15 protein-coding genes are annotated in these 19,168 nt (G+C 37.0%); all 15 read right to left on the bottom strand.

Annotated elements, in window-relative coordinates; genetic code table 11:
- Positions 1-5 precede the first annotated feature (5 nt).
- The 15 genes from EDD71_RS00745 to EDD71_RS00675 all read right to left on the bottom strand — a co-directional run bounded on the left by EDD71_RS00745 (position 6) and on the right by EDD71_RS00675 (position 19,162).
- The gene (locus EDD71_RS00745; protein WP_133626838.1) at positions 6-431 is read right to left on the bottom strand and encodes an FHA domain-containing protein; all 426 of its coding nucleotides are present in this window, start codon (positions 429-431) and stop codon (positions 6-8) included.
- A gap of 764 nt (positions 432-1,195) precedes the next feature.
- Positions 1,196-4,021 (bottom strand): excinuclease ABC subunit UvrA, encoded by a 2,826-nt coding sequence (gene uvrA / locus EDD71_RS00740; protein WP_133626837.1) that lies wholly within the window; start codon positions 4,019-4,021, stop codon positions 1,196-1,198.
- Positions 4,022-4,164: 143 nt separating this feature from the next.
- Positions 4,165-6,123, bottom strand: a complete 1,959-nt coding sequence (gene uvrB / locus EDD71_RS00735; RefSeq protein ID WP_133626836.1) for an excinuclease ABC subunit UvrB — start codon at positions 6,121-6,123, stop codon at positions 4,165-4,167.
- A gap of 125 nt (positions 6,124-6,248) precedes the next feature.
- On the bottom strand, positions 6,249-7,331 hold the full coding sequence (locus EDD71_RS00730; RefSeq protein WP_133626835.1) for a PRK06851 family protein: 1,083 nt from the start codon (positions 7,329-7,331) through the stop codon (positions 6,249-6,251).
- A gap of 111 nt (positions 7,332-7,442) precedes the next feature.
- Positions 7,443-8,927 carry a sensor histidine kinase gene (locus tag EDD71_RS00725; protein WP_133626834.1) on the bottom strand — a complete coding sequence of 495 codons (1,485 nt, stop codon included), beginning with the start codon at positions 8,925-8,927 and terminating at the stop codon, positions 7,443-7,445.
- Complete coding sequence (locus tag EDD71_RS00720) at positions 8,917-9,603, bottom strand: response regulator transcription factor (RefSeq protein WP_133626833.1); 687 nt, start codon at positions 9,601-9,603, stop codon at positions 8,917-8,919. The genes EDD71_RS00725 and EDD71_RS00720 overlap by 11 nt, the downstream gene beginning before the upstream one ends.
- 80 nt (positions 9,604-9,683) lie before the next feature.
- Complete coding sequence (locus EDD71_RS00715; protein WP_133626832.1) at positions 9,684-10,853, bottom strand: ABC transporter permease; 1,170 nt, start codon at positions 10,851-10,853, stop codon at positions 9,684-9,686.
- Positions 10,844-11,575, bottom strand: a complete 732-nt coding sequence (locus EDD71_RS00710; RefSeq protein WP_133626831.1) for an ABC transporter ATP-binding protein — start codon at positions 11,573-11,575, stop codon at positions 10,844-10,846. Before EDD71_RS00710 ends, EDD71_RS00715 begins: the two co-directional genes overlap by 10 nt.
- Before the next feature lie 13 nt (positions 11,576-11,588).
- Positions 11,589-12,923 carry an efflux RND transporter periplasmic adaptor subunit gene (locus EDD71_RS00705; protein WP_166636277.1) on the bottom strand — a complete coding sequence of 445 codons (1,335 nt, stop codon included), beginning with the start codon at positions 12,921-12,923 and terminating at the stop codon, positions 11,589-11,591.
- Between the two features lie 161 nt (positions 12,924-13,084).
- Complete coding sequence (locus tag EDD71_RS00700) at positions 13,085-13,582, bottom strand: ECF transporter S component (protein WP_133626829.1); 498 nt, start codon at positions 13,580-13,582, stop codon at positions 13,085-13,087.
- A gap of 201 nt (positions 13,583-13,783) precedes the next feature.
- Positions 13,784-15,013, bottom strand: coding sequence for a S41 family peptidase (locus EDD71_RS00695; protein WP_133626828.1), 1,230 nt, complete (start codon positions 15,011-15,013; stop codon positions 13,784-13,786).
- Between the two features lie 147 nt (positions 15,014-15,160).
- On the bottom strand, positions 15,161-16,330 hold the full coding sequence (locus tag EDD71_RS00690; RefSeq protein ID WP_133626827.1) for a murein hydrolase activator EnvC family protein: 1,170 nt from the start codon (positions 16,328-16,330) through the stop codon (positions 15,161-15,163).
- An 11-nt stretch (positions 16,331-16,341) separates the two neighbouring features.
- Complete coding sequence (ftsX, locus tag EDD71_RS00685) at positions 16,342-17,229, bottom strand: permease-like cell division protein FtsX (RefSeq protein ID WP_207669243.1); 888 nt, start codon at positions 17,227-17,229, stop codon at positions 16,342-16,344.
- A complete protein-coding gene (gene ftsE / locus EDD71_RS00680; protein ID WP_133626825.1) occupies positions 17,219-17,905 on the bottom strand; it encodes a cell division ATP-binding protein FtsE in 687 nt (228 codons plus the stop codon). Before ftsE ends, ftsX begins: the two co-directional genes overlap by 11 nt.
- 390 nt (positions 17,906-18,295) lie before the next feature.
- The gene (locus tag EDD71_RS00675; RefSeq protein ID WP_133626824.1) at positions 18,296-19,162 is read right to left on the bottom strand and encodes a YitT family protein; all 867 of its coding nucleotides are present in this window, start codon (positions 19,160-19,162) and stop codon (positions 18,296-18,298) included.
- Between the last annotated feature and the right edge of the window lie 6 nt (positions 19,163-19,168).

Genomic DNA, 19,168 nt, shown 5'->3' with positions numbered 1-19,168 from the left:
TCCCTCTATTCCACAACCTTAAATGATGTTCTTCCAATTTCTATTACATCGCCGGATTGAAGTCTCTCAACACCCTTAATCCTTATGCCGTTTTTTATGGTGCCATTTGTACTGTTTAAATCTTTTATAAAAAGGCCATCGTTTTCAATATAAATCTGGGCGTGATAGCTTGAAACATAGGGATCATTTAGCGTAATACTGTTATCCGCCTTGCGCCCAATGCTTGTTAGTTTATGCACAGGGTAGAGACTTCCCCTTGCAATGCCAATGCTCCCGGGTACATCTATTACTTCAAGGGCATATGTTATATCCTTTCTTTCATCATCACTCCTTATTCCCTTTAAATCCAAATACATAATCCTTACTATTCTAAAAAGTATTATGTATATTATGGCTATTATTACATATCTTAAAATCAATCCAGCACTCATATCATCACCCTTTATTTAAAATCAACAATATTATACCATAAAATTCAACTTATAAATCTACCGGATAATTTCTTTACCATTGATTACTATAACAACATTTACAATTATATCCATAATATAAATAAAAATCAGGAGTAATTCCTGATTTAAACTATTTCAGCAATTTATTTAATAGATCTAATATTTATATCTATTTTAAGTCCTCTAATGATTTTTGAAAATTTTATCGTACATGCCAAGTTAACTCAATATACTTCTAGTTAAGCCCATTCCTAAAACGAATATGGAATAAATTTCAAGTAGTATATCAAGTAAAAGCCAAATCTGTACTCCCGGATTTTACCCTAATACTAAAAACACAGTTTCTAGATTAATCCGTTGTTCCAGTTCAGAAACTAAGCGGAGATAAAAAATATATGAAATTCACATAAAGCGGGCAATTAGAAGTTCTAGGCGAAGGGATGCAGAAAAATCCTAGAACCTTCGTTTGTTTGAGAGAAGCGAGTTTAACGAAAGTTCTTGATTTTTCAAATCCCAAGCCTTAGAACTTCTTTGCAAAGCGTACTGGTGAATGAAATATATTTTTTATCGCAGCGCCTACCTGTAAACATTTTCTGCTTTTATTCCAATGGGCTTTTCAGAGTAGCATAATTTTTACAGCCTTTAAAGAAAAAACTGCCCGGCACACTCTCCAGGCAGTTATAATCATATTACTCATACTATATTCTTTATCCTTTATGTCGTTCCTTCGGATATGTTATCTCTTAACCCCTCTCCAGTACCTTCTTTAAATATATTCCAGTGTACGAAGCTTCATTTTCAGCAACCTCTTCAGGAGTTCCACAGGCAATTACTGTACCTCCTCTGTCTCCTCCCTCAGGACCGAGGTCTATAATATAGTCGGCTGATTTTATTACATCAAGATTGTGCTCAATTACAACAACGGTATTTCCCCCCTCAACGAGTCTCTTAATTATGTCAATAAGCTTTCTTACATCCTCCATATGGAGTCCCGTTGTCGGTTCATCAAGAATATAGAGAGTTTTGCCCGTACTTCTCCTTGAAAGTTCTGTTGCAAGTTTAACCCTCTGTGCTTCACCGCCTGAGAGTTGAGTTGATGGCTGCCCAAGCTTAATATATGAAAGTCCTACATCATAAAGCGTCTGCAGCTTGTTTTTGATTCTCGGAATGTTTTCAAAGAATTCAAGTGCCTCTTCAACTGTCATGTCAAGAACATCAGCAATATTTTTCCCCTTATATTTAACTTCAAGGGTTTCCCTGTTGTATCTCTTTCCCTTACATACCTCACATGGGATGTAAACATCAGGTAGGAACTGCATTTCAATTTTTATTATTCCATCTCCTCCACAGGCTTCACACCTTCCGCCCTTTACATTAAAACTGAACCTTCCCGGTTTATATCCCCTCATCTTTGCTTCAGGCGTCTGTGTGAATATCTCCCGTATATGATCAAACACGCCTGTGTAGGTTGCAGGGTTTGACCTGGGTGTTCTTCCTATTGGTGATTGATCAATATCTATAATCTTATCGATATTTTCAATTCCCCGAATTTCCCTGTAATCACCCGGCTTTTCCTTTAGCCCGTTAATCTCCCTTGCAACTCCTTTATAAAGTATCTCATTTACAAGTGTACTTTTACCTGAGCCGGAAACACCTGTTACACAGGTAAAGACTCCAAGTGGAAACTTTACATTTATATTCTTAAGATTGTTCTCCTTTGCGCCTCTTATCTCTATCCAGTTCCCATTTGGCTTCTTTCTCTCCTTTGGAACCTCTATCTTTCTTTTCCCTGAAAGATAGAGACCAGTATAGGATTCTTCCGACATTGCAACCTCTTCAGGAGTACCGGCAGCAACTACCTTTCCGCCATGGGCACCAGCTCCAGGGCCTATATCTATGATATAGTCTGCCTCTCTCATTGTGTCCTCATCATGCTCAACAACAATAAGGGTATTTCCAAGATCCCTCAAATGTTTTAGGGTTGCAAGGAGCCTGTCGTTATCCCTTTGATGAAGCCCTATGCTTGGCTCATCAAGTATATATAAAACTCCCATAAGGCTTGAGCCTATCTGTGTCGCAAGCCTTATTCTCTGGGACTCGCCGCCGGATAGAGTTGATGCTTCCCTCGAAAGAGTTAAATAGTCAAGACCAACGTCTATAAGGAATGTAAGCCTTGACTTTATTTCCTTTAAAACTTGAGCAGCTATTGTCCTCTGCTTTTCCGTAAGGGATACATTGTTGAAAAATTCAAGTTCATCCCTTATTGGCATATCGCATACCTTATCTATTGAAAGCCCTCCAACTGTTACGGCACGGCTCTCCTCCCTAAGCCTTGAGCCATGACATTTTGGGCATTTTTTCTTTTCCATATACCCTTCTATTTCTTCCCTCATGTAGTCAGAGTTAGTTTCCCTGTATCTCCTCTCAAGATTAGGGATTACCCCCTCAAAGGAATACATAATCTCCCCTTTGCCATATTCCCTATTGAACTGCACCTTGAACTTCTCACCATTATTGCCATAGAGAAGCATGTTGATAATTTCTTCAGGAAGATTTTCAACAGGCTCATCAAGACTAAAGTTATAATGCTTTGAAAGGCCCGTTAATATAGAATTTGCCCATGAATCCTCCTTCAGGCTTCCCCATGGCAGAATTGCTCCTTCATTTATTGAAAGCTTCCTGTTTGGTATTACCATGTCAGGGGACACCTCTAAAAGGGTTCCAAGTCCATCACACTTGGGGCACTTTCCATAGGGACTGTTGAACGAAAACATTCTCGGAGCAAGCTCTCCTATACTTATTCCGCAGTCAGGGCATGCAAAGTTTTCGCTAAAGAGCATCTCTTCTCCATCTATTACGTCTATTATAACAAGCCCCTCTGAAAGTTTAAGTGCCGCTTCAACTGAGTCTGCAAGCCTTGACTCTATTCCTTCCTTAACCACTATTCTATCTATAACAACTTCAATGTTATGTTTTTTATTCTTTTCAAGTGTTATCTCTTCATTAACATCCCTTATTTCTCCATCTACCCTTACCCTTACATATCCGTTCTTCTTGATATTTTCAAGAAGCTTTACATGCTCTCCCTTTTTTCCCCTTACTATGGGAGCAAGCACCTGCATCTTTGTTCTTTCAGGAAGAGCCATGATCTGCTCTACAATCTGATCGATGCTCTGCTGCTTTATTTCCTTTCCACACTTTGGGCAGTGGGGGACACCTATTCTGGCATATAGAAGTCTTAAATAATCGTATATCTCGGTTACAGTTCCAACTGTTGAACGTGGATTTTTGCTTGTAGTCTTCTGGTCTATTGATATTGCAGGGGAAAGCCCCTCAATGTAATCCACATCCGGCTTGTCCATTTGACCTAAGAACTGCCTTGCATACGCAGAAAGGGATTCAACATACCTTCTCTGCCCCTCTGCGTATATGGTGTCAAAGGCAAGTGAGGACTTACCTGAGCCGGAAAGGCCTGTAAGAACTACAAACTTATCCCTTGGAATCTCAACATCTATGTTCTTTAAATTGTTCTCCCTTGCACCTTTTATAATTATCTTATCCTTTGACATCTTTTCACCTCTCCCATGGTGACAGTAACATAACTTGTAATCTTTACAGCTGTCACTTACATCATAATTATATCCATTATAAAAAATCCTAATCAAGTCAATGTGCCGGCAAATATCTGCCAGCACATTGCGCCTTTTTTATTCTAATTTAACTGCTTTTTAAGTTCAAGTATCTTATCCCTCAGCTCAGCCGCCCTCTCAAATTCAAGGTTCTTTGCAGCCTCCTTCATTGACTCTTCAAGGGACTTAATAAGTTCATCAATATTCGTTCCACTTTCAACATATTCAGCCTTTTCTTCAGCCAACTTTGTAGCTTCAATTGCATCGTGTACAGGCTTAATAACTGTCCTTGGTATTATTCCGTGCCTTTCATTGTATTCCATCTGTATTTTTCTTCTTCTGTTAGTTTCATCTATGGCCCTTTGCATTGATCCTGTAATAGTATCTGCATACATTATAACCTTGCTTTCTACGTTTCTGGCTGCCCTTCCTATTGTCTGAATTAGGGATGTTTCAGAACGCAGGAAGCCTTCCTTGTCTGCATCAAGTATTGCAACAAGGGCTACCTCAGGAATATCAAGTCCTTCCCTCAAAAGATTAATACCGACAAGAACATCAAAGGTTCCAAGCCTTAAATCTCTAATAATTCTCGTCCTCTCAATCGTATCTATATCAGAATGCATATACCTGACCTTTATTTCAACCTCTTTAAGATAATCCGTCAAATCCTCTGCCATCTTCTTTGTAAGCGTTGTAATAAGAACTCTGAATCCCCTTGAAACAGTTTTCCGAATTTCAGATATTAGATCATCTATCTGCCCCTTAACAGGCCTTATTACTATCTCAGGATCCACAAGCCCCGTTGGCCTTATAATCTGCTCAACTATCTGTGTGGAATGTGATGTCTCATATTCTGCAGGCGTAGCGCTTACGAACACAACTTGATTTATCTTCCTTTCAAACTCATCAAATTTCAAAGGCCTGTTATCAAAGGCACATGGAAGCCTGAAACCGTATTCAACAAGACTTTCCTTTCTCGACCTGTCCCCTGCATACATGGCCCTTACCTGTGGAAGTGTAACATGGGACTCATCTATGAAAAGAAGGAAGTCTTCAGGAAAATAGTCTAAAAGGGTATAAGGCGCTTCCCCGGGTTTTCTTCCATCGAAATGCCTTGAGTAGTTTTCAATTCCAGAGCAATAGCCAACTTCTCTGAGCATTTCAATATCGTAGTTGGTTCTCTGCTGAAGCCTCTGTGCCTCAAGAAGCTTACCCTGGTCTAAAAGCTCCTTATGCCTTACCTCAAGTTCCTTTTCTATATTTTCAATTGCCTTTTCAATCTTTTCCCTTGATGCAGCATAATGTGATGCAGGAAATATAGCAACATGTTTTCTCTCTCCAAGTATTTCCCCCGTTAAAACGTCTATTTCACATATCCTGTCTATTTCGTCGCCAAAGAACTCAACCCTTATGGCCCTTTCAGAGGATGATGCAGGAAATATCTCAACAACATCACCACGAACCCTAAAGGTACCTCTCGTAAAATTTATGTCGTTTCTCTGGTACTGTATGTCAACAAGCTTTCTTAAAACTTCATCTCTATCCCTTTCCATACCCTTTCTTAAGGACAGCACCAATTCCCTGTATTCAAAAGGATCTCCAAGTCCATATATACAGGACACACTTGCAACTATTATAACATCTCTCCTCTCAAAGAGGGCTGAAGTTGCAGAGTGTCTTAGCTTATCGATTTCTTCGTTTATGGAGGCATCCTTTTCAATATAGGTATCTGTATGGGCAACATATGCCTCCGGCTGATAGTAATCGTAATAACTGACAAAATACTCTACAGCATTGTTTGGAAAGAACTCCTTAAACTCGTTGTAAAGCTGAGCCGCAAGGGTTTTATTGTGTGCCAGTACAAGGGTTGGCTTCTGCACCCTTTCTATTATATTTGCCATTGTGAATGTCTTGCCTGAACCTGTAACCCCAAGAAGGGTTTGATATTTATCTCCCCTTTTTATGCCTTCAACAAGCTTATCAATGGCCTGGGGCTGATCACCCATGGGCTTAAATTTTGAAACTATCTTAAATTCACTCATACTTTCACCTCAAGAACATCCGTTCGATATTTTGATTATATCTCTCCAAATAAGGACCGTCAACATATATCAAATAAAAAATAGCTGATTAGAAAACCAGCCATTTAAACAATTTCCAGTTTTATTTATTGCTCCTTCATTGCCTTTATATAATTTACAATCCTTCTTCTTAAAGCATCCACCTCATTGAAATCCGTTGCATCAACGTAGTATTTTTCCAACTCATCATGGAGTCTTTTTATTCTTTCATATACCTTTTTGGCCTTGTTGATTTCCTCTCTGTACTCTTCAGCTATAGATTTTATTGGGTCTTCCTCTTCACGAACTATTTTAGTATTTACGAATCTAAACATATCGACAAGTTTATCCCCTTCTTCCGGATCAAACACATGTGGTGCTGTTCCATCAAGCATCGCAAAACTCAACTCCGGAATTATAATCATATCAATGCTATCTGGGTCGAAGGCGCAGTGGTAATATTCAACATCATAACCTGCTTCAAGTGCAGCCTTGGCTATTTTCTTTTCCATAGTTGATTTTCCTGTGCCTGGTCTCCCCTTTAGAATATATCTGTTCTTAATTCCAACCGTAAGTTGATTATAGAATGAGACCTGTCCCTGTGGTGTTAGTGCACCGGCAAATCTATGCACTTCACTTCCCATTTTATTTTTCTTACCTATGATGGTTTCTTTAATCATTTGCTCTGTTAAAATATCAGCCCTATCAAAATCCATTCCCTTAGTGTATTCAGCCTCCAGTTTATCATGTATAAGCTTTGCATTTTTCATGTAATTAAAATATTTGTTATATTCATAGCCTATTTCATCAATAAAGTAACGTATTTTATCTTTATGAGATCTTAAATAATCGATATCCCAGAAATCCCCAAAATAAAGTATCCTTTCAACGGCTCCAGGATATTTAGGCTCAATAACATGTGGTGCAGTTCCATCCACAATTGCCATATTTACATCATGTACAAAAATACCGTCCAGGGAATCTTTGTCAGCAGAGCAGTAAATGAAATCCACATCAAACCCTGAGTCTAAGAGTTCTTCCCCTGCCTTCCTTATAAATGTAGATTTACCACAGCCCGGACCACCTTTAATAATATACGCCCTCTCTGCATCTTTAAGCACATAGCCAAAAAAGGAAACAAATCCTGCTGATGTATTTGCTGATACCAGGTAACACTTTTTAGTTGCCATGAAAAATCCCCCATCTAATTGATTTTTACTCTTAAAATAAGTATATGCACAAAAAAGAATTAAGGCACATAGTATTTTATGCCAGTGGAATTATTTATTTGACTCTAAATTCTATGCCTTTTTTAAACTAAAATAAAACTTAACACCATCTTCTGTATTTTCTGCCCCAAAGCTCCCCTCATGAAGCAACATAATATTCTTTACTATTGCAAGACCTATTCCAGTTCCGCCAAGGCTTCTATTTCTTGATTTATCAATTTTATAAAACTTATCCCAGATATTTGCTATTTCATCCTCAGGAATTTTATCCCCCGTGTTTATTACTTCAACGATCACATTGTTATCAGCATCTTTCATATTGATTGTTATACTTCCGTTATTATCAGTATGTCTTATTGCATTGGTCAGATAGTTGGTGATAACCTGTTCAATTCTATTCCAGTCAGCAAAAACCTTGATATCATCAATCAGATTCATTGTAATATCGATTTTCTTTTGATTAATGATACCTGTAAGCTTCTTAACCGTTGTTCCAATAAGTTTATCAATATAAAATTCTTCCTTCGCAAGCTTAAAGTTTCCCGATTCAAGCTGGGATAAATCCAGCATATCTGAAACCAGATTTCCCATTTTCTTCGATTCATCTATTATTACATCAAGATAATACTCCTTGTCCTTATCTTCAAAAATATCGTCCTTCAACCCTTCTGCGTAACCTCCTATCAGGTTAATAGGAGTTTTTAGTTCATGGGATACCGCAGCTATAAACTCCCTTCTCATTTTTTCAAGCTTTCTTTCCTTTACAATGTCTTCTTCCAGTTTTTCCTTGGCCCCCCTTAATGAAGTTAGTGCATTATTAAGATTTTCAGAGAGGAAGTTCAAGGATGCTGCAAGATTTCCTATTTCGTCATCACTATTAACCCTGCACTTTTCACCAAAATCAAGTTTTGCCATTTTGGTTGCAGTTCTGTTTATCTCAATAAGAGGTTTTGTTATCATATTTGAATATACTAACGATAGGGAAACTACTATTACTATTGCTCCAATGAAAAAATAAACGTAAAATTCCCTGATAACGCTAACAGCCTCATCGATTGGCTGAAAGGATGCCATTGTAAACACAAATTCATTATTTTGTTTACTATAGAAGGCACAAATTATATTTCTTCTGGCAAAAACTTTATTTTCAGTTACATATGTTGTTATGCCATCTTTACTCATTATATCTTCCAGTAAATTAGTGTTTCTGACATACAGACTAATTTCACGTATTATCCTGTTTTTGTCAATTTCATCCCTCACATCAAAGGAATATATATTAGGCTTTATTCTGCCGAATCCATCTATTATAACAATTTTATACCCATATTCATCCTGTAATTCATTAATTATACTATCCAGCTCTCCATCACTTTTTGCATTTGTATAGCTTGATTTAAACTTCTGCATCATTCCTCGGAGTTCACTCTTTTTTTTATTTATATAGAATTTTTCAAAGAATAAGGTTTGAATGATTAAAGTACTCAATATAAATGCGGCAAATATAATAGCGTTCACTATAAAGAGCTTTTTTGTAATGCTTTTTCTAAACTTCATTTTTCACCTCAAATTTATAACCGCTTCCCCTAACGGTGGATATTAAATAAGCCTTTTCGCCAAGTTTTTCTCGAAGCCTCTTAACATGTGTGTCTACCGTTCTAAGTTCTCCATAGTAATCAATTCCCCATACCGCATCCAGTATCTTTTCCCGGTTTAAAACTATTCCCCTGTTTCTAACCAGGTACGACAGCAGTTCAAATTCCTTTGGTGAAAGGTAAACCTCACTTTCATTTACCGTAACCCTATGTGATTCCTCATCGATGTATAAACCATCAAAATCGCTTCTCTTGATGCTGTTGTTTTGAATATGATAAGTTCTTTTCATAAGAGCCTTTACATTTGCACTTACTATCTTAGGACTCACGGGCTTTGTTAAATATACATCAGTTCCAAATTCAAATCCCAGAAGCTTATCCTCATCCTCAGATTTTGCGGTAAGCATTATAACAGGAATATCAGTGAATTTTCTCATCTCGTTTAAAACTGCCCAGCCATCCATAACAGGCATCATAACATCGAGCACAACAAGATGCACCTGATTTCTTTTTAAAGTTTTTATTGCATCAGCTCCATTTTCTGCCTGAATTACATTATATCCATCTTTTCTAAGATAAGCTTCAATAAGATTTCTCAGTCTTTCTTCATCATCAACTATTAAAATGGTCCCATTCATGGTATCACCTCATATTTATTATATAAAAATCGCTATAAATTTAAAATTCCTCTACGGTTATTCGTAGAGGAATCATTTCACTATTCAAATCTTAGAGCATCAATAGGGTTGAGTTTTGAAGCCTTACTTGCCGGGTACATTCCAAATATAATTCCAACAACAACAGAGAAAGTAACTGAACCCACTACCACGATGCCTGATATCGACACTGGCATCTTCAATAAAGTCTTAATTCCATGGGCAGTTAGAAAGCCAACCAAAACTCCAATTATTCCTCCAAGACAGCTTATTCCTGCTGACTCTATCAGAAACTGAACTAAAATTGTCCTTCTCTTTGCTCCCACAGCCTTTCTTATTCCTATTTCCCTTGTCCTTTCTATTACAGATACAAGCATTATATTCATTATGCCAATTCCACCAACTATAAGCGATATGGCTGCAATTCCCGAAAGCATCATGGTCATACTCTTACTTGTTTCATTGGCAGTATCCAGGAGGCTTGTCTGGTCAAACACTCTATAGCTGTTTGTATCATTTTTAAATTTTTTGCTCAGGAATAATTCAAGATATCCTTTGGCATTGTTCACCTCATCTTTACTCGATGCTTCAATATAGAATGTTCTTATTTCCGTATTTTTCAACAATCTCTGTGCTGTGCTTAAGGGCACTATTATTCTATCATCTCCTGAACCTCCCATTGAACTTCCCTGAGGTTCTAAAACTCCAATTATGGTGAAGCTAACTCCATTGACCTGCATTGACTGCCCTACCACATTTGTTGTGCCATAGAGTTCATTTGCTACATCTATTCCAACAATCGCCACCTGATATCTGTTTTCCACATCTCTTTTTGTAATAAATCGTCCGCTGCTTACATTAATTTTCCTAATTTCCGAGTATTCCGGCGTTGAAGCTTCAAGGGTTGTACTGTATGTTTTTGTACCTGCCTTAAGATTAACGCTGCTTTGAAGTGAAGGGGCTATGGATTTAATTCCTGGCTTGGTCTTTAACTCTTCAATTTCGCTATTAGATAATCCAACGTTTCTTCTCCCTGTTAAATTTACAGTAATAAGATTTGTTCCAAGCTTCTCTATCTGATTCTGCACCTGTTTTCTGGTACCTTCTCCAATACCAACCAGTACTATTACTGAGGAGATTCCAATGATTATTCCGAGCATTGTTAAGAAGGACCTCATCTTATTCGCCCAGATGGAAGTTGCAGCCATTTTTATAAGCCTTCTTAACTGCATACACTCACCCCTTTATAAAACTTTTCATTGGGTACGTCGGATATAATTTCCCCATCCTTTATTGTAATTATCCTTTTTGCCTCACTGGCAATATTCATATCATGGGTTATTAATACTATGGTATTGCCTTCATCGTTTAAATCTTTAAGTATCTGAAGGATTTCCTTACCAGTCTTGCTGTCAAGAGCTCCTGTAGGCTCATCGGCAAGAAGAATCTGCGGTTTTGTTACAAGGGCCCTTGCTATGGCAACCCTTTGCATCTGTCCTCCTGAAAGCTCAGTAGGTTTATGTTTTATATGGAATTCCAGACCTACTTTTCTTATTGCTTCCAGGGCCCTTTCTCTGATTTCCCTGGAAGCAATATTCATATATAAAAGGGGGAGTTCTACATTTTCAATAATACTGAGCCTTGGAAGTAAGTTATAATTTTGAAATATGAAACCTATTTTGCTGTTTCTTATTTCAGCCAGCTTGTTATCACTGCATTTTGTATTAATACCATCAAGTATATATTCCCCCTGAGTTGGGGTGTCCAGGCAGCCTATTATGTTCATAAGTGTCGTCTTCCCTGCTCCGGAAGGTCCTATAATTGCAACAAATTCACTTTTATGTATGGTTAAATCAATATTTTTTAAAGCCACATATTCACTACTTCCCATTTTATATGTCTTTCCAATACCAGTCATTTTTATGACTTCACTGTTTTTAAAAACTTCAGCCATGAAGTTCACCTCCTTATTGTCTAAAGCCCGGCATTCCGATTCCTCCACCAAAGCCTCCCATATTATTTCTTCTCTGAGTATTATTGGTATTATTGCTGCTTCCACTTGTTTGTGGTATTGTCACAAGTATTCTTTGGCCTTCGGTTAGTCCCTCAGTTATCTCTACATAATTTTCGTTTTCAATTCCAGTTTTCACTTCTACTAATCTTCCATTTACATTGGTTAACCATCTATTATTAGATCCCTGTGTTCCTCTCTGGAATGAACTGTTTCCCGAATCCCCAACATTTCCACGGAGCTGACTTTGTGATGACGCACTTCCTTGTTGCACCCCATTTCTTTGTGTATTTGTTTCATCATTTACACCTGCACTGGACGAATTATTATTCGTTTCTTCAACCATGACATAACTCTTGCCGTTTCTTTCAATCAGCGCCTCTACGGGAACAACCAATACCTGCTGTTTGCTTGCAGTTTCGATTTCTATGTTTGCAGTCATTCCAACCTTAACTCCTGATATATCATTGAGTGTAATTACCGTATCGTAGGTTGTAACGTTGTTCTGGGTTGTTCCCATATCTGAAATCGACTCAACTACCCCATCGTAAGTTTTATTCTCAATGGCATTAAATGTTACCTTTACCTTTTGCCCTGCCTTTACCTTTGAAATGTCGAGTTCATCGACTGACGCCTTTATCTTTAAAGAAGATGTATCTACTATTGTAAGAACCGGTTTCCCTGATTGAACATCATCTCCATTGTTGTTATTTATTGCCGTTATAACTCCATTAATAGGAGACTTAACAGTCATGTTGTTATACTGCTGCTGTGCATAATTTAAATTATTCTGTGCATCCTCTACTTGAAGTTCCTGCATATCTATCTGATTTTGTAGATCTTCAGCACTTGTCCTTTGAGCATTATTATTAGTATTATTATTTGCATTTTCAGAACTGTTTAGATTTTCCAGCTGCTTCTTTAAGCTTTCAAGCTTCAGCTTCTGTGTTTCAAGATTTGATTTAGCATTGTTAAGCTGCTGTCTTAACTGCTCACTTTCAACTTTAAAGAGGACATCTCCCTTCTTAACTGTATCCCCTATTTTGACATTTAAATTCTTTAATTCCCCGCTGTTATTTGGAGCTACTTCCTTAATCACTGAAGCATAGGCACTCCCCGTTGCCTTGACACTAACCGTTATGTCGGACTTTCTTACGGTTTGAATCAAAAAAGAGTTGTTTGAAGCTGTCCCCTTACTTCCCGTGTATTTTTTTATTACGAAGTATACCCCTACAGCAACTACAAGTATTGATAGAGTAATTGCCATAGCCTTGACCACCTTTCTTTTCATCCATTTTCCCTCCTGATTATTTAATTCATATTTCATATCTTATTTAGCAACCGTGACACCTAAGTGACAGACCCGTTAACAAATTATGAACAAGCTAATCTATAATATATTCATAAATAAAAAAAAGACAGCCACTTTTAGTGAAACTGTCCATTTCGTGTTTATGCACTTTTTATAGAATCATATACATTTACTGTCTCGAGTATCTTAATTAATGCTGAAGATATAATTCCATCAACTGCGTGATGCAGTATTGTTCCAACTCCAACTATCATAAGTATGCTGTAGACGTTAAAACCTGTAAAAGGCACCACCACAAGGGCTTCAAGAAGGCCATGGAGTGGCGCTGTAACCACGACCACCTTATTGAAGGGTATCCCCTTTTTAATAAGCACTGCTCCTGCAAGCCCTACGAAAACATGCATAAATGCCCTGACACCTACCACTAAACCAAGATTCATGAAAAATCCAAGGGCAGATCCCAACCCTACCATTATTGCTGCCCCAGGGCCCAATAGCATAGAAATAAACATAGGTACATGGGCTGTTAATGTTGCTGTAAAGGGTGGAATTTGAACCTTTAAAACCACTAGAAATGGTATAGCCATAGCCATAGCTGTCAATAATGCCGTGTAAGTTAACTTTCTTACATCCTTCATGTTACCCCCTCCTAACATCGATGTATATATATAAGTATATACTATGTAAATACTGGTGTAAAGACAGATGTATAAAAAGTGCTACCGGAATATATATATTCCGGTAGCACTTTTCTAATTAACATATTGTCGAATCCAATAGGTAATCATAAACGCCAATAAAATAGCAAAACATACATAAAACTAAATATAACGGACTAATTATATCTTAGATTTAATGATTTCTATTGCCTTTTGAAGCTGAGTATCATCCTCAGGTTTTATATCTCCAGGATTCTGCTTAACTTTTTCAGGCAGATCTATAACTATATCAGGCGTAATTCCAACACCCTGTATAGAAGCTCCCGATGGTGTATAATACTTTGCCATGGTAACCTTAACAGCACTACCATCGTGCAAATCGATAATGTTTTGAACAATTCCCTTTCCAAAAGTCTTTGTTCCAATTAGAGTTCCTGCCTTAAAATCCTTTATAGCACCCGACAGTATTTCCGATGCACTGGCGCTTCCTCCATTCACAAGTACAGCAAGTGGTAGATCAAGTTTATTCTGATCAGATTTGATTACTTCCTCCTTTCCACTTTTATCAACAGTAGATACTATTTTACCTTCACCTAAAATCATATCGGCAATTTCTGTAGATGAAACCAATAGTCCACCTGGATTATCCCTGAGGTCAAGTATAAGGCCCTTCATTCCCTTTGCCTTCAGCCCGTTCAAAGTGTTTCTGAAGGAGCTAGCCGTATTTTCGTCGAACTGGGTTATTCGAATATAACCTATATTGTCCTTTAACATTTCTCCCTTTACTGTCTTCATTGTAATCGTAGCCCTGGTTATACTAATTTCCTTTGTTCCTACCCCTTCTCTATATAACGTTAACTTAACCGCTGTGCCAGGCTTTCCTTTCATAAGTGAAACTGCCTTATCCATTTCCTTTGCTGAAACATCCTGATCGTTAACCTTTAAAATTATATCCCCTGATTTTATACCTGCCTTTTCAGCCGGGCTGTCTTCTATTGGTGCAATAACAACTATTCTTCCTTCTTTATCTCCAACATAAGTACCTATTCCAGCATAGGAGCCTGTAGTTTGGGTCATAAGATCCTGATATTCCTTCTGATTGAGAAATACAGTATAGGGATCTCCAACAGCATCTACCATTCCCTTTATTGCCCCTTCTACCATTTTATTCTCATCAACCTTATTTATATAATTATTCTCAACTATATCCTTTACAGTTATCATTTTTTTAAATTGATTTAAAAATTTATACTCATCTGCGCTTACAGTCCTTCTTCCTGCTATGGGAGCATATAAAATCACACCGGCTGTAATTAAGTTCGTAATCAGTATGAGTATTATAACATTTCTAATTGAAAGCTTTTTTTTGCCTCTAGTCTTGTCATAAAAGCTGTCATTTTTTTCGGCCATTAAAAACACCTCATTTCGAAATCTACTTATTTGTTATTTTATTTCTCTTATTAATACATTATAACATTTTAGCCTTTCAAAAATAAATAATTCATACAGTATAATTAAAAAAGTGCCTGCACAACAGTGCAAACACTTTTCATTTCTTTATTGACCAACAACATAGTATGGCATTGGATTAATTGGATCTCCATTTTGTCTAACTTCAAAGTGAAGGTGAGGTCCTGTTGAACGACCTGTGCTTCCTGATTTTGAAATCATTTGGCCCTTTTTAACCTGCTGTCCCTCGCTTACAAGAAGCGCTGAATTATGTGCATAAAGTGATGTTATTCCACCACCATGATCTATAACTACGGTATTTCCATAACTGCCGTAGTATCTTGCAATTATGACTGTTCCATCAGACATGGCATAAACCGGAGTTCCAGATGGTATTCCGATATCTATGCCTGAGTGATACTTTGGAACCTTAAGTATTGGATGTACTCTCCATCCAAATGGTGATGTAATTGGAGGTATACGTCCTATATCACTTACCTTTAAAATACCTGTTTTTGAACCTGAATATGATGTATTGCCTCCTCCTCTTGAAGGTGCACTGGCTAATAATCTATTAATCTCCTTAGATAAAGCCCTTGACTCTTCCTCTTCTTCATCAAGCATTTTTTCAAGGGCTGCATGGTCTTGCTTTAACTTACTGTAGTATTTTTGTTTTTCAGCGTTCTCCTTTGCAAGGGCAGCCTTTTTCTGCTCAACACTTGCCTGAAGTTGTGCAAGCTCCTTTTGTTTAGACTCAAGCTTCTCCTTTTGCTTTTGTATTTCATCCTGCTTCTGCTTCATTTCTGTAAGAATCTTTTTGTCATACTCCATTATCTTCTTTACCATGTCGATATTAGTAATAAAATCGGAAAAACTCTTTGATGAAAGAAGTACTTCAGGATATCCTTCAGAACCATTTATATACATGGCTCTAAGTCTCTCTGCATATAGCCCCTTTTCAGTCTCATACTCCTTTACAGCCTTTTCGAGATTTTTATTGGTCTGATCTATTTCCGCCTTTACGGCACCCATCTGTTTGTTTATACCGTTTATTTCATTCTGAAGCTTGTCCATCTCGGAGCTAATTTTATCAATCTCAGCTAATACATCTTCCTTCTGGTCCTTTACATCTTCAATTTTATTTTGCAGATCGTCAATTTTATCCTTCACCTGGTTTAATTGTTCCTGCTTATCTTTTATGGTTTCACCAAAGGCAAAGGATAAAGTTGAAAATGAGAATATAAAAACTAAAAGCAAAGAAAGCCACCTTTTCTTCATCTTTCCACCCCCTAGACTGATAAAAATTTTCTAAGTGATATAGAACTTCCAAGTCCACCAATTACCATACCTATAAGAGTAAACTGCCATACCAGGCTTGAGATTATTTGTGATGGCGGGACAAGAGCAAATACCCATAGCTCTGCCGAAACAGCGCTATTAACATACCTGTACCCAAAATAAAGCACAAGAATTGATATTATAGCACCAAATATACCAAGAAGCACACCCTCTATCAAAAATGGCCATCTAATGAACCAGTCAGTTGCTCCAATGTATTTCATTATGTTTATTTCCCTTTTTCTGGCATATACTGCAAGCTTAATTGTATTTGAAATCAGGAATATTGATATAGTGCCAAGTATAATCATAAGAACAAGGCTTGAAACCTTTACGAGCCTTGTGATGCTAATTATTTTGTCTATATACTGTTGTCCATCCTTTACTTCATAAATCCCACCGATTTTAGATATCTGACTTGAAACCGACTTGACAACCTCTGGGTTGTCCACTTTTATTATATATGCTGCAGGAAAAGGGTTTTCAGCTTCAAATCCTTTCGTCAGTTCCTGATTATTACCTAATCTGTTTTTAACTTTTTCAAGGGCCTCTTCCTTAGACTCATATCTAACGTCTTTAACACCGCTTATAGCTTTGATATCTTTTTCTATCTGATTTCTCTGGATAGTAGTAACGTTATCCTCTAAAAAAGCTTTTATTTCAATGGTATTTTCAACATCACCTATTAGGCTGTTAACATTTGCAACCAGTATCATAAATATTCCAAGTATAAAAAGCGCAGCAGCTACAGTAGAAATTGAAGCAATGCTCATAACCCGGTTTTTAACTATGCTCTTTAGCCCCTCCTTTATGTAATATCCAAATGTTCTAATCTTCATATCCATAAACACCCCTTTGCTGATCCCTTACTATGACTCCTTTTTCAATAGCTACGACTCTCTTTTTCATCTTATCTACTATATCTCTGGCATGGGTCGCCATAATGACTGTAGTTCCTGATTTATTTATATCATCTATGATTTTCATTATTTCCCACGAGGTATCCGGATCAAGATTTCCCGTCGGCTCGTCACATATTAAAATAGATGGGTTGTTCGCAAGTGCCCTTGCAATGGCGACTCTCTGCTGTTCGCCACCCGAAAGCTGATGAGGATACTGATTTGCCTTTGAGGATAATCCAACCAGTGTAAGCATCTGTGGAACTCTCTTTTTTATTTCCCTACTGCTTGCTTCAATTATTTCCATAGCAAAAGCAACGTTTTCAAATATCGTTCTATCCTGAAGAAGTCTGAAATCCTGAAAAACTACTCCAAGGTTCCTTCTAAAATACGGTACTTCCTTTCTTTTTAACTCGGTAAGTTTCATACCGTTTACATATATTTCACCGTTTGTAGGTTCAACTTCCTTCATAAGCAGTTTTATTATAGTGGATTTTCCTGCACCGCTAGGACCAACAACAAATACGAATTCTCCTTTTTTAATAGTCAGGTTGATGTTGGATAGGGCGATGTGATTATTTCTATATACCTTAGACACGTTTTTTAATTCTATCATACCAACACTCCTTGCTTCGACACAATTTTAATCAACCTCTAAGGATATTATAGCATAAAACATTAAACATACTATTAAATAACTTTTAGACTTTTTTCATCATTTTCCTCAGCTAAATTATTTAAGTTCCTTTGGTTGTTTGTTATTATGATAACACATAAATATAAAATTGTGTGCGTTTTAATAAAAATTTTAAAAAAACATTAATTGCCATTTTAAAATAGTGTATCGGATATACTTAAAATCACAATTTTTCTTCTCTATATTTTAATTTTATAAAAAAAATATTATAATACGGTAAAATTATATAAGATTCCATTCATATTTTGAATATCGATATATAATGGCATAAAAATAACTGGAGTAATAATACTCCAGTACCGTAAATTCCTAATCACCGATTAGTTCTTTAAATCCTTCTCCTAAAACTTCATGCACGTTGCTTACAGTTATGAAGGCTTTGTGATCTATCTCCCTTATGAACTCCCTCAGCCTTACAAACTCTTTTCTGCTCATAACTGCCATCAAAACTTCCTTTTCTTCTCCTGTATATGCACCCTTGGCATTATATATCGTCAACCCTCTTCCAAGATGTTCCATTATGTATTTTTTAATCTCATCACCCTTTGTACTTATAATAGTCACCTGTTTTGCCATATTAAGGCCATTTATTACCTCATCTATTAGAAATCCATTTATTATTACTGCAAGAAGTGCATACATACCAACTTCTTTTCCAAAAGTCAGTCCCGCCATCAGAGTAATTGAAAAATCAGACATAAGAAGAGCTTTCCCAACATCAATATGAAAAAATTTATTCAGCATTTTAGCAATTATATCAGTTCCTCCTGTAGAGGCATTTCTATTAAATACAATTCCCATTCCAATGCCTGTGAGAAGTATTCCAAATAAAACGCTAAGAAGTAAATCCCCTGTTACTTTCTCCTTAATGGGAAAGAGTCTCTCCAAAATCCATATAGCCCCTGACAGTCCAAGGCTTGCATATATAGTTCTTCCTCCAAAACTCGGTCCAATCAGTATAAATGCAATTATAAACAGGATTATGTTCATTGTAAGCATTAAGAGTCCTACCGAAATGGTTGGTATATAGTGATTAATGACTATCGCCAGGCCGCTTACCCCTCCTGCCGCAAGATCGTTTGGAACCAGAAAGTAATAAATGCCTGATGCCACGAGCATAATACCAATAGTAATATAAAAATAATCCATGATAGTTTTTTTTATCTTGTCCCTCATCTTATC

Source organism: Fonticella tunisiensis (assembly GCF_004364155.1).
Lineage (GTDB): Bacteria > Bacillota > Clostridia > Clostridiales > Caloramatoraceae > Fonticella > Fonticella tunisiensis.
This window is presented reverse-complemented; position numbering and strand designations above follow the sequence as displayed.

Coding starts and splice junctions, on each gene's coding strand:
- EDD71_RS00715 (WP_133626832.1), bottom strand. CDS start 10,853: ATGCAGTTAAGAAGGCTTATAAAAATGGCTGCAACTTCCATCTGGGCG.
- EDD71_RS00700 (WP_133626829.1), bottom strand. CDS start 13,582: ATGAAGGATGTAAGAAAGTTAACTTACACGGCATTATTGACAGCTATG.
- EDD71_RS00675 (WP_133626824.1), bottom strand. CDS start 19,162: ATGAGGGACAAGATAAAAAAAACTATCATGGATTATTTTTATATTACT.
- EDD71_RS00725 (WP_133626834.1), bottom strand. CDS start 8,927: ATGAAGTTTAGAAAAAGCATTACAAAAAAGCTCTTTATAGTGAACGCT.
- EDD71_RS00745 (WP_133626838.1), bottom strand. CDS start 431: ATGAGTGCTGGATTGATTTTAAGATATGTAATAATAGCCATAATATAC.
- EDD71_RS00690 (WP_133626827.1), bottom strand. CDS start 16,330: ATGAAGAAAAGGTGGCTTTCTTTGCTTTTAGTTTTTATATTCTCATTT.
- ftsE (WP_133626825.1), bottom strand. CDS start 17,905: ATGATAGAATTAAAAAACGTGTCTAAGGTATATAGAAATAATCACATC.
- EDD71_RS00710 (WP_133626831.1), bottom strand. CDS start 11,575: ATGGCTGAAGTTTTTAAAAACAGTGAAGTCATAAAAATGACTGGTATT.
- EDD71_RS00695 (WP_133626828.1), bottom strand. CDS start 15,013: ATGGCCGAAAAAAATGACAGCTTTTATGACAAGACTAGAGGCAAAAAA.
- EDD71_RS00720 (WP_133626833.1), bottom strand. CDS start 9,603: ATGAATGGGACCATTTTAATAGTTGATGATGAAGAAAGACTGAGAAAT.
- ftsX (WP_207669243.1), bottom strand. CDS start 17,229: ATGAAGATTAGAACATTTGGATATTACATAAAGGAGGGGCTAAAGAGC.
- EDD71_RS00730 (WP_133626835.1), bottom strand. CDS start 7,331: ATGGCAACTAAAAAGTGTTACCTGGTATCAGCAAATACATCAGCAGGA.
- uvrB (WP_133626836.1), bottom strand. CDS start 6,123: ATGAGTGAATTTAAGATAGTTTCAAAATTTAAGCCCATGGGTGATCAG.
- uvrA (WP_133626837.1), bottom strand. CDS start 4,021: ATGTCAAAGGATAAGATAATTATAAAAGGTGCAAGGGAGAACAATTTA.
- EDD71_RS00705 (WP_166636277.1), bottom strand. CDS start 12,923: ATGAAAAGAAAGGTGGTCAAGGCTATGGCAATTACTCTATCAATACTT.